We start from the raw sequence: 11,279 nt of genomic DNA, 5'->3' as shown, positions 1-11,279 counted from the left end.
TCCAAGCCCGTCCTATTTCAGACAATTGGATTGTGGCCCCTTTACGAGCGCTTCAGAACTTCATTCCAATTTTAGTTTTGTAACCTAGGTTGTCTTAATGCCGGCGCATGAAAAGCAGATGTCAGGAAGGACCGCGCCAGGGCGCATTCTTCCGCGCGCCCTGCTTTTGGCCATGATGTGCGCGACCGCGCTGGCCGCCGAATCGAGGCCAGCGGCCGCGTTCGAGCTTTTCGGCATCAAACTGTGGGGCTCGTCCAACGACGAGGACGCCGATATCGTCGATCCGCTGCGCTATGCCGTGACCATCACGGCGCCCGATGCTGACAAGGATCTGGTCAAGAAGCTCGAAAACGCCTCGGCGCTGAAAGGCGACGAGGATCGGCCGGTCTCGGGCTCGCTCGGGCTGATGGCCAAGGCGCGCAGCGACCGTGAACAACTGGTCGCCGCCCTCTACGCCGATGCCCGCTACGAAGGCGTGGTCACCATCACCATCGACGGCAAGCCGCTCGACGACTTGCCGCCGGACGCCGAATTCAAGGGTCCGCAGCGGATACCAGTGGCGATTGTCATCGCCGCAGGACCCAAATTCACCCTCGGCAATATCAGGCTGGAAGGCGACGCGGCGGGGCTGATGAGCGCCGATTACGGCCTGATATCGGGTGGCGACGCCGGGTCCGGCGCGGTGCTCAAGGCCGAGGCGCTGATCGTGCGGACGCTGAAGGAGCAGGGCAGGCCGCTGGCCAAGGTTACCGACCGGCAGATCGTCGCCGACCATGCCACCTCGACGCTCGACGTGACGCTGACGGTCGCCGCCGGGCCGGTCGCCGGCTATGGCGCGACCACGGTGGAGGGCACCGAGAAGGTCGACCGCGACTTCACCGAATACATGACGGGGCTGAAACGCGGCAAGCAGTACTCGCCGCAGGAGATCAGCGACGCGCGCGACCGGCTGCTGGCGCTCGAAGTCTTCAACAGCGTCACGTTCAAGGAAGCCGACAAGCTCGACGCCGACGGCAACATCCCGATCGGCGTCCAGGTCAGCGAGCGCAAGCCGCGCTATTTTGGGTTGGGCGGCACCTTCTCGAACACCGAGGGCCTTGGCCTGGAAGGCTATTGGGGGCACCGCAACCTGTTTGGTCACGCCGAAAAGCTGCGCATCGACGGTGCCATCAGCGGCATCGGCAGCAACAATCTGTCCGATCTGAACTACAATGCCGGCATCATGTTCGAGAAACCCGGCGTGATCGGGCCTGCGTCAAAATTCTTTGCCAGTGTGAAGACCGTGCTGGAACATCCGGACGCGTACGACCATTTCTCGGTCAAGGGCAGCACCGGCCTGTCCTATGAGCTCGACAAGAAACAGACCGTCTCGGCCGAGGTCGCGCTCGACTACTCGCGCATCCACGACGCCTTCGGCAAGCACAAATACCTGATCGCCAGCATTCCGCTGCAATATGTCTACGATAACCGGGACAACCGGCTGAACCCGACCAGCGGCTTCAGGGTGCTGGCCTATGCTGAACCGAGCTACGACATCATGAGTGGTGCGGCCTTCCTCAAGCTGAAGGGCGAGGGATCGGCCTATCAGTCGCTGGATACGGCCTCGAAGTTCGTGTTGGCCGAGCGCGTGGCCGTCGGCTCGATCGTCGGCACCGGGCTGCAGAATGTTCCGGCCGACCGGCGCTTCTATTCCGGCGGCGGCGGTTCGGTGCGCGGCTACGCCTATCAGGGCATCGGCCCGAAAGACTTCAACGGCCAGCCGATCGGCGGCCTGTCCTTCTTCGAAACCTCGGTCGAGATGCGCATCGCCGTCACCGATACGATCGGCATCGTGCCATTCGTCGATGCCGGCACGGTGTCGACCAAGTCGGTCCCCAACTTCTCCGACGTCAAGGTCGGCGCCGGCGTCGGCTTGCGCTATGTGACGCCGTTCGGGCCGTTGCGCATCGATGCGGCCGTGCCGCTCAACCGCGAGCCCAGCGATCCGCATTTCGGCATCTATGCCGGCATCGGACAGGCATTCTGACGATGAAAACGGTCCGGCGCATCCTTCGCATTGTCCTCTACACGCTGCTGATCGTGGTCGCGGGCGCCATCGGCGCGCTCGTCGTGCTGACCAAGACCGAGCGCGGACGCGACAATCTCGCCGGCATCATTTCGCGGCTCGCCTCGAGCGACGATCGCAAGGTCACCGTCAGCGGCATTGACGGCATCTGGTCCGGCGCGCTCAGCGTCGACCATGTCGTGCTGGAAGACCGCCAAGGCGCCTGGCTGGTGGCGCGCAAGGTCGCCATCGACTGGTCGCCGCTTTCGCTGTTGTCGAAAAGCTTCAGTGCGGACCGCATCGCGGCCGAGCGCATCGAACTGGCACGGCTGCCGGTGGCAGGTCAGCAGCCGCCGGCGCAGAGCGGCACGACGACGTTGCCGGTTTCCATCGATATCAGGCAGATCGACCTGCCCGAAATCGCGCTTGGTCAGCAACTGGCCGGCAGCGGCATCGCCGAACTCGCCGCCAAGGGAATGCTCAAGGCCGATGCCGCGCCGCTGGCGGTCGAGACCATGCTCAACATCACCCGCCATGACGGCAAGCAGGGCAATGTCGACGCCAAGATCCACTTTGCGCCTGATGACAACAGGCTCGACCTCGACCTCAAGGCTTCTGAGCCGTCAGGCGGCATCATCGCCAATCTGCTCAAGCTGCCCGACACGCCGCCGGTCGACATAGCCGTCTCGGGCACGGGACCGCTTGCCAACTGGAACGGCATCGCCACGTTCACGGTCGACGGCAAGATCGTCACCCAGCTGACGGGCCGTCATCAGCTCACCGACAAGGGCAATCACGTCGAGGCCAAGGGTGACGGCGCGTTCGCGCCCTTCCTGCCGGAAAATTTGCGGCCGCTGTTTGCCGGCAAGACCAGCTTCGACGTCGCCGGCACCGCCACATCGGCCGGTGGCATCAGCGTCGACCGCGCCAACATCGAAAGCGATGCCATACATGGCACCGCGACCGGCATCGCCGACCCCGCCGGCGCCAGCGACCTGTCGGTTGAACTCGCCGCCAAGGGCGCACCCGTGCCGATCACCGTGGGCAATGCGGCACAGCCGATCACGGTGGTCATCAGAGACATCACCGCTCGCGCCTTTGGCGACGGCAGGGCGCCGATCATCGACATTGGTGCCTCGCTGGTTTCGGTGGTGGCGGGCGGCACGCAACTGAACGATCTGGCGGCGCAGATCCACTCCGACGGCTTCGACATCCAGAACCGCGCCGGGCCGTTTGCCGTCAAGCTGACCGCGGGCGGGCTGAAGACCGACGTAGCGACGCTGGCGCCGCTGATCACCGGCAAGGTCGATGTCGACCTGGGGGGATCACTCAGCAAGGACGCCATCACGATCGACCAGGGCACGTTGCGCTCCGATGCGCTGAACGCCTCGCTGACCATGACGGTGGCGCTTGCGGATCTGTCGATGCAGCTGAAGATGAATGCCGACGCGGTGTCGACCGCCTTGCCGCCGCAGATCAGCTCGGTGCTTGGCGAGCGGGTGAAATTCTCGGCTGCCGCAACGCGTGACCCGCAGGGCTCCTTTGCCGCCAATTCGATCTCGTTCACCTCTGGGTCGCTGAGTGCCAGCGGCACCGCCAGCGCGCAGGGAACCGATATCCAGGCCGACATCAAGGGCACGCTGGGCGACGTTTCGGTGCTGTCGCCGATGGTCGGCGTGCCGGTTGCCGGCGGCGTCGATTTTGCCCTGTCGGCAAGCGGTCCGCGCTCGGCTCCGGATTTCACCGTGTCCGCCGGCAGCGACAGCCTGACGGCCTCGGGCCGCACGGTGAAGGCGATCAAGCTGACGGCGAGCGGCAAGGCCGACATAGCAAGCCCCTCCGCCGATGTTTCGCTGACCGGTACCGTCAACGACCAGCCGCTGGACATCAAGGCGGCGCTGGTCACGAGCGAAGGCAAGCGTTCGATCAACGGTTTCCTTGTCTCGCTGGGCGACAACAAGGTTTCGGGCGACCTGGCGCTCGATGACAAGTTCATGCCTTTGGGCACGCTGACGCTCGCCGCACCGGCCATCGACCAGTTGGCGGCGCTCGCCGGCCAGGCGGTGACCGGCGACATCAACGGCACCATCGGCTTTGCCAAGGACGGCGAGACGCCGTCAGTCACCATCGATGCCAAGAGCACCTCGATTGCGCGCGGCGAGGTGACGGCCAAGGCGATCGCCGTCAACGCGCTGATTGCCAACTATCTCAAGGCGCCGGCGATCTCGGGCGCCATCAAGGCTGACTCGGTCACATCCGGCGCCACCGAAATCAGTGGCATCGGCGTCGACCTGAAGCGCGACGGCGACTGGACCAATTTCACCGGTGGCGCGACGATCGCGGGCATTCCGGCGACCGCGGCCGGACGGGTCAAGATCGCCCAGGGCACCACCAGCGTCGAGATCGCTTCGGGCGAAGCGACGGTCCGCGGCATCAAGGCGGCAATCGCCGGGCCTTCGGCACTGACCATCGCCAATGGCACCACCAGCATTGAGAGACTGGCGCTCGACATTGGCGGCGGCGCGGTGACGCTGTCGGGCAGCGCCGGCCAGACGCTCGATCTCGCCGCGCAATTCTCGGCGCTGCCGGCGGCGCTTGCCAATGATTTCGTGCCCGGCCTCGATGCCGTGGGTACGCTCGGCGGCACGGCGCAAGTGAAGGGAACGCCGGCGGCTCCGGACGTTCAGTTCAATGCGCAGCTTGCCGGCGTCGAAACCAGCCAGACCCGCCAGGCCGGGCTCGGGCCGCTCGCGGTCGATGCGGCTGGCACCTATACCTTGGTAGGCGGCGTCGCCCTCGACCATGCGACGCTGTCCGGCGACAAGATTTCCGGCACGGCCACCGGCACGATCAATCCGAACGGCGCCAGCGATTTTGCGCTCGATCTCACCTCATCCGGCCCCAGCCTGCCGCTGACTTTCGGAAGTGCCGCGAGCCCGGTGAAGATCGAGATCCAGTCCTTGTCGGCCAAGGTGGCGGGCGATAGCAAGCAGGCTCGCCTCGATGTCTCCGCGATCCTGCCTTCGGTCACCACCAGCCCGGCCAAGGTGGACGGACTTGTCCTGGCCTTGCATTCGGACGCGTTCGATCTCAGGAATCGCGCCGGACCGGTTTCCGGCACGGTGTCGGTGGACAAGGTGGGGCTCGACAATGCCGCGATCGCGCCGCTGATCGCCGGCAAGGTTACGGCCGCGCTCAACGCCCGGCTGACATCGGACGCTGTCGCCATCGACAGCGGCTCGCTCAAAAGCGATGCGCTGAACAGCCAGGTCACTGGCCAGGTGTCGCTGCGCGACGGCGCCATCGATCTCAAGCTGAGTGCGGATGCCCCATCATCGGCCTTGCCGGCGGCGGCGCGCGGCATGCTTGGCGAGCGCGCGCAGATCAGCGCCACGCTGAAGCGCGACCCCAACGGCAGTATCAATATAGACGGGTTGAAGCTGACCTCTGGTGCGCTGACCGCCGGCGGGCAAGCGAGCCTTGCCGACAACAAGCTGGCCGCCGACATCAAAGGTGTGCTGAGCGACATCTCGCTCTTGTCCAAGGACGCCAAGGGCGCCATTGCCTTCGCGCTGAATGCGCAGGGGCCGGCCATCGCACCTGATCTGTCGCTGACCATCAACAGCGATCGGCTGCTGGTGGCGGAGCGCGAGATCACCGGACTGAGGCTCACCGCCACCGGCAAGGCCGATGCCGCCAACCCAGCGGCGAATGTGCAACTGACCGGCAATGTCGCGGGACAGGCCTTGCAAGGCAGCGCCGTGCTGGCGACGGCGGACGGCAAGAGCGCCATCAACGGCCTGCTGCTGTCGCTGGGCAAGAACAAGATCTCCGGCGATCTGGCGCTGGACGACAAGTTCGTGCCTGAAGGCACCATCTCTCTCGACCTGCCCGATATCGGGCCACTTGCCGCGCTGGCGCTGGAAAAGGCCGAGGGCGACGTGCGCGGCACGATCGCCTTCTCGAAGAACGGCGCGGCACCCCAGGTCGCCATCAAGGCGGCCACCGGTTCGATCAAGCGCGGCGACTTGCAGGCGAAGGCCGTTTCCATCGACGCGCTGATCGCCAACTATCTCGCCGCGCCGGTGATCTCGGGCAAGATCCGCGCCGACACCGTCACATCGGGCGGCACCGTGATCAGCGGCATCAATGTCGATTTGAAGCGTGACGGCGACTGGACCGGCTTTTCCGGTGGCGCCACGGTCAAGGGCATTCCAGCCAAGGCCGCCGGCCGCGTGAAAGTGGCCAATGGCACCACCACCATCGAGCTGGCTTCCGGCCAGGCGACAGTCCAGGGCATCAAGGCGGCGATCGCCCAGGCCTCGACCGTCAGCATCGCCAATGGCACGACGACGCTGGACCGGCTGGTGCTCAATCTTGGCGGCGGCACGGCGACGGTGACCGGCAAGGTCGGGCAGGCGCTCGACATCAATGCGACGCTGGCGAAGGTGCCGATGTCGCTTGCCAACAGTTTCTCGCGGGGCCTCGATGCCGCCGGCTCGATTTCCGGCACGGTCAAGGTGACCGGCGCGCCTGCCAATCCGGCCGTTGCCTTCAACATCGACGCGGCCGGCGTGCAGACATCGCAGACCCGAGGCGCCGGTGTCGGCGCGGTGAGCGTTTCCTCGTCCGGCACTTTTGCCGGCAACAAGCTGACCTTCAACGCCAATCTCAGCGACGGGGCCGGGCTTGGCCTCAAGGGCGGCGGCACGGTGACGACGGCGGGCACGCCGGCGCTGGTGCTCGACTTCAATGGCGCCGTGCCGTTCGGCATGCTCAGCCAGAAGTTGGCTGCGCAAGGCCTGGCGCTGACGGGAACCGCCAACGTCAATGTCCAGGTGCGCGGCCCGGCGACATCGCCCGTCATCGGCGGCAGCGTCAGCACCTCGGGTGCGCGGCTGGTCGATGCGCGCTCGGGGCTGGCCGTCAACGATCTCACCGCCGATGTCTCGATCGGCGGTGGCGTCGCCAGGATCAACCGGCTGACCGGAACCTTGTCGACGCGCGGCAGCCTGTCGGCCAGCGGCACGGTCGGCATCAACCCGGCGCAAGGGTTTCCGGCCGACCTGTCGATCAAGCTCACCGACGGCCGCTATACGGACGGGCGCGTGGTGACCGCCAATCTTGGCGGCGACCTGACGATCAAGGGGCCGCTGACATCAGCACCGGCGATTGCCGGCACCGTCAACCTCGCCAAGACCGTCATCACGGTTCCGGACAAATTGCCGGGCTCGCTCTCGGCGCTCGACGTCAAGCACAAGAACGCACCGGGCGCGGTCAAGGCGCAGGACAAGGCGCTACGCCCGCCGACAACCTCAGGCAAGAGTGGCGGCAGCGGGCTTGCGCTCGATGTCACCGTCAACGCGCCGAACCAGATCTTCATCCAGGGCAGGGGCGTCGACGCCGAGCTCGGCGGCTCGCTCAGGCTGACCGGCCCGGCGTCGTCGCCGCAGGCGGTCGGCACCTTCACCCTGCAGCGCGGCCGGCTGTCGATCCTCGGCAAGCGGCTGACCTTCACCGAGGGTACCGTCGGTTTCTCCGGCTCGCTGGTGCCCTACCTCAACCTGACCGCGACGACGACGACGACCAGCGCCACCGTCACCATCGTCGTGTCGGGCGAGGCGACCAATCCGAAATTCACCTTCTCCTCGGTGCCGGCGCTGCCCGAGGACGAGGTGCTGGCGCAATTGATCTTCGGCCGCTCGATGTCGAACCTGTCGCCGCTGCAGATCGCGCAACTGGCCGAGGCGGCCGGGCAACTGGCCGGCGTCGGCGGCTCGACGTCGCTGCTGGAGAACCTGCGCAGCGCCATCGGCGTCGACGATCTCGACGTCACCACGGACAGCCAGGGCGGAACGGCGGTCTCGGCCGGCAAGTACCTGAACGACCGCACCTATGTGACCATCCAGAAGGGCGACAAGCCAGGGTCGGGCAAGGCGACCATCGACCTCAATGTCGGGCGCGGCGTCAAGTTGCGCGGCGAGGCGACGGACGCCGGCGAGGCCAAGGGCGGCATCTTCTACGAGAAGGAATATTGAGGGCTGGCCCTCATCCCGGGTGAGGCGCTGGCCCTCATCCTGGCCAGCACTGGCGCTGTCGAAACCCGTGCCAATGTCTCAGTTTAATCGCCCTGAGTAGATTTTGGCGGAATCTGGGCGCACTAGCAATTTTGCGTCAAGACTGTCGCTATCGCGCGTACCGCTCCCTTTTCAAAGTTGCACATTCGCAAACATGTTCCCAATCCAAGCCGTCTTTGACATCATGGCCTGGATGCGGAATGTTAATCGGCGGAAAGCCAACAATGGGAGTTAGTCATGACAATCTACAAGAGTAATGGCGACAGCGTTCCGGATCACATCCTGGCCATGGCCGAAGAAGCCAAGGCAGGTAATGTCGATCGCCGCGAATTCCTGGCGCTCGCCAGCGTCTTCGGCGCCTCGACGGCGATGGCCTATGGCCTGCTCGGTCTCGCCGACCCGACGCCGGCAAAGGCGGATGAGGTAAAGGGCAAGAAGGGCGGCACTCTCAAGATCGCCCAATGGATCAAGGATCCGAAGGACCCACGCAAGGCCGACTGGTCAGAAATCGCCAATGCCGAGCGCCAGGCGCTCGAGCCACTGGTCAAGTACACCACCGAATACACGTTCCGCCCCTATCTGCTGGAAAGCTGGGACGTCAACGACGACGCCACGCAGTACACGCTGCATGTGCGCAAGGGCGTGACCTGGCACAACGGCGATGCTTTCACCGCCGATGACGTGGTACACAACTTCAACCGTTGGGGCGAGAAGGCCGCCGAAGGCAATTCCATGCCCGGCCGTCTCGGCACGCTGTTCGACGACAAGACGGGCAAGCTGCGTGAAGGCGCGGTTACCAAGGTCGACGACATGACCGTCAAGCTGTCGCTCACCAAGCCCGACATCTCGATCATCCCCGGCATTTGTGACTATGTTGCTCTCATCGTCCACAAGTCCTTCGACGAAAAGGGCGGCGACTTCAAGGCCTGCCCGATCGGCACCGGCCCGTTCGAGCTCGTCTCCTATGATGTCGGCCAGAAAGTGGTCTACAAGCGCCGCGCCGACGACAAATGGTGGGACGGCGAAGTGTTCCTCGATGGCCTGGAGTTCATTGACTACGGCACCGATCCGGCAGCCATGGTCAGCGCTTTCGAAGCTGGCGAAGTGCACACCAATTTCGAGACCTCGGCCGACTATGTGTCGATCCTCGACGGTATGAGCCTGGTCAAGTCCGAGGTCGTCACCGCCTCGACCATCGTTTGCCGCACCAACGTCAACAACAAGCCTTATGGCGACCAGAAGGTGCGCAACGCGCTGCAGCTTGCAGTCGACAACAACGTCGTCCTGCAGCTCGGCTACGGCAATGCCGGTTCGGTCGCCGAGAACCACCATGTCTGCTCGATCCATCCGGAATATTACGAGCTGCCCAAGGTTGCCCGTGATCCGGCCAAGGCGAAGGCGCTGATGGCGGAAGCCGGGCAGGCCGATTTCGAACATGAACTGATCACCGTCGACGAGGACTGGCACAAGAACACCGGCGATGCGATCGCCGCGCAGCTGCGCGACGCCGGTATCAAGGTGAAGCGCACCGTGCTGCCGGGTTCGACGTTCTGGAACGACTGGCTGAAGTATCCGCTGTCGATGACCAACTGGAACATGCGGCCGCTCGGCGTCCAGGTTCTGGCGCTGGCCTATCGCACCGGCGAGGCCTGGAACGAGGCTGGCTGGTCGAACCCCGAGTGGGATGCCAAGCTCAATGCGGCGCTCGCCGTTGCCGACGCCGCCAAGCGCAAGGACATGATGAAGGATATCGAGCAGATCCTGCAGGATTCCGGCATCATCATCCAACCCTACTGGCGCAAGCTCTACAGCCACTCGGTCAAGGCGGTGCAGAACTACAAGATGCACCCGACCTTCGAGCGCGACTACGGCAAGATCTGGCTCGACCAGGCTTGATCGCACAGACAAGGGAAAGGGGCTTCAGCCTCTTTCCCTGCTGTTTGCATCATCTGTCCCCGTTGGTCCGCGCTTCTCTAAAAAAGTTGCGGACTCCCGGGCAAGGTCATGCAACAAAAACAGGGTTGATCGCATCCGAAGGCCTGTTTGACGGCCAGCCTTGCCGGTCACGGCAGGGTTGGCTTTCATAGCCGGCTCAAACCCCAACCCATCGGCAGGGGGCCGCCATGCTTTCCTTCGTTATCAGGCGTCTTGGCACCATGGCATTGACGATGCTGTGCCTGACCATGGTCGTCTTCTTCCTGATCAACCTTGAACCCAATCTGAAGAAGCTGGCGATCAGCCAGACCGAAATGCATACGTCGGCCGAGCAGCTCGAGAGCTGGCTGGCCGGCCATGGCTACCGGCAGAATTTCTTCGTCCGCTATGGGCAGTGGCTGGGCGTCATGCCCAAGCAGCCGGCGACCGATCCGGCGACCGGCAAGCCGGCGCAGCGTTTCTCGTTCTGCAATGATCCGATCGTGCCGACCTTCGCCGGCGTTTTCGAGGGTGATTTCGGCTGCTCGACCAAGTTCAAGGCAACGGTCGCCTCGAAATTGTTCCCTGCCCTTGGTGCGACCGGCATCCTGATGTTCTGGGTGCTGGTGGTGATGGTGCCGATCTCGCTCTTGATCGGCATCCTGGCCGGTATGCGCGAGGGCTCGCGAACCGACCGGGTGCTGTCGGTGGCCTCGATCGCCTCGACGGCGACACCCGAATATGTTTCGGGCGTCATCTTCACCGTGATCTTCGCCTCCTGGCTTGGCTGGCTGAACGGCTCGGCCGCGTCGGCGAGCCAAGGCATCACCTTCTACAATTTCACGCTGCCGGTCATGACGCTGGCGATCTACGGCATCGGTTATATCGCCCGCATGACGCGCGCCTCGATGGTCGAGGTGATGACGCAGCAATATATCCGCACCGCCCGGTTGAAGGGTCTCTCCTTCGGCAGCGTGGTGGTCAAACATGCGCTGCGCAATGCGCTGATCGCGCCGTTCACCGTCATCATGCTGCAGTTTCCCTGGCTGCTCACCGGCGTCGTCATCGTCGAGGTGATGTTCCGCTACCAGGGTTTTGGCTACACGCTGGTCGAGGCCGCCGGCAACAACGACATCGATCTTTTGCTCGGCTGCTCGCTGGTCTCGGTGTTCATCGTCTTGATCACGCAGCTCATTTCCGATGTCGGCTACGCGTTTCTCAATCCGCGTATCAGAGTTCAGTAG

General features: G+C 64.4%; 4 protein-coding genes. All 4 read left to right on the top strand.

Annotated features, from left to right (window positions below; all coding sequences use genetic code 11):
- The first annotated feature begins 97 nt into the window (after positions 1-97).
- The 4 genes from AC1D05_RS08200 (at position 98) to AC1D05_RS08185 (ending at position 11,279) form a co-directional block, all read left to right on the top strand.
- Positions 98-2,026, top strand: coding sequence for an autotransporter assembly complex protein TamA (locus AC1D05_RS08200; RefSeq protein WP_477439863.1), 1,929 nt, complete (start codon positions 98-100; stop codon positions 2,024-2,026).
- A 2-nt stretch (positions 2,027-2,028) separates the two neighbouring features.
- A complete protein-coding gene (locus AC1D05_RS08195) occupies positions 2,029-8,082 on the top strand; it encodes a translocation/assembly module TamB domain-containing protein (protein ID WP_477439861.1) in 6,054 nt (2,017 codons plus the stop codon).
- Between the two features lie 276 nt (positions 8,083-8,358).
- Positions 8,359-10,017 carry an ABC transporter substrate-binding protein gene (locus AC1D05_RS08190; protein ID WP_477439859.1) on the top strand — a complete coding sequence of 553 codons (1,659 nt, stop codon included), beginning with the start codon at positions 8,359-8,361 and terminating at the stop codon, positions 10,015-10,017.
- A 227-nt stretch (positions 10,018-10,244) separates the two neighbouring features.
- Positions 10,245-11,279 carry an ABC transporter permease gene (locus tag AC1D05_RS08185; protein ID WP_477439857.1) on the top strand — a complete coding sequence of 345 codons (1,035 nt, stop codon included), beginning with the start codon at positions 10,245-10,247 and terminating at the stop codon, positions 11,277-11,279.

Source organism: Mesorhizobium sp. P2_E9, assembly GCF_056403815.1.
This window is presented reverse-complemented; position numbering and strand designations above follow the sequence as displayed.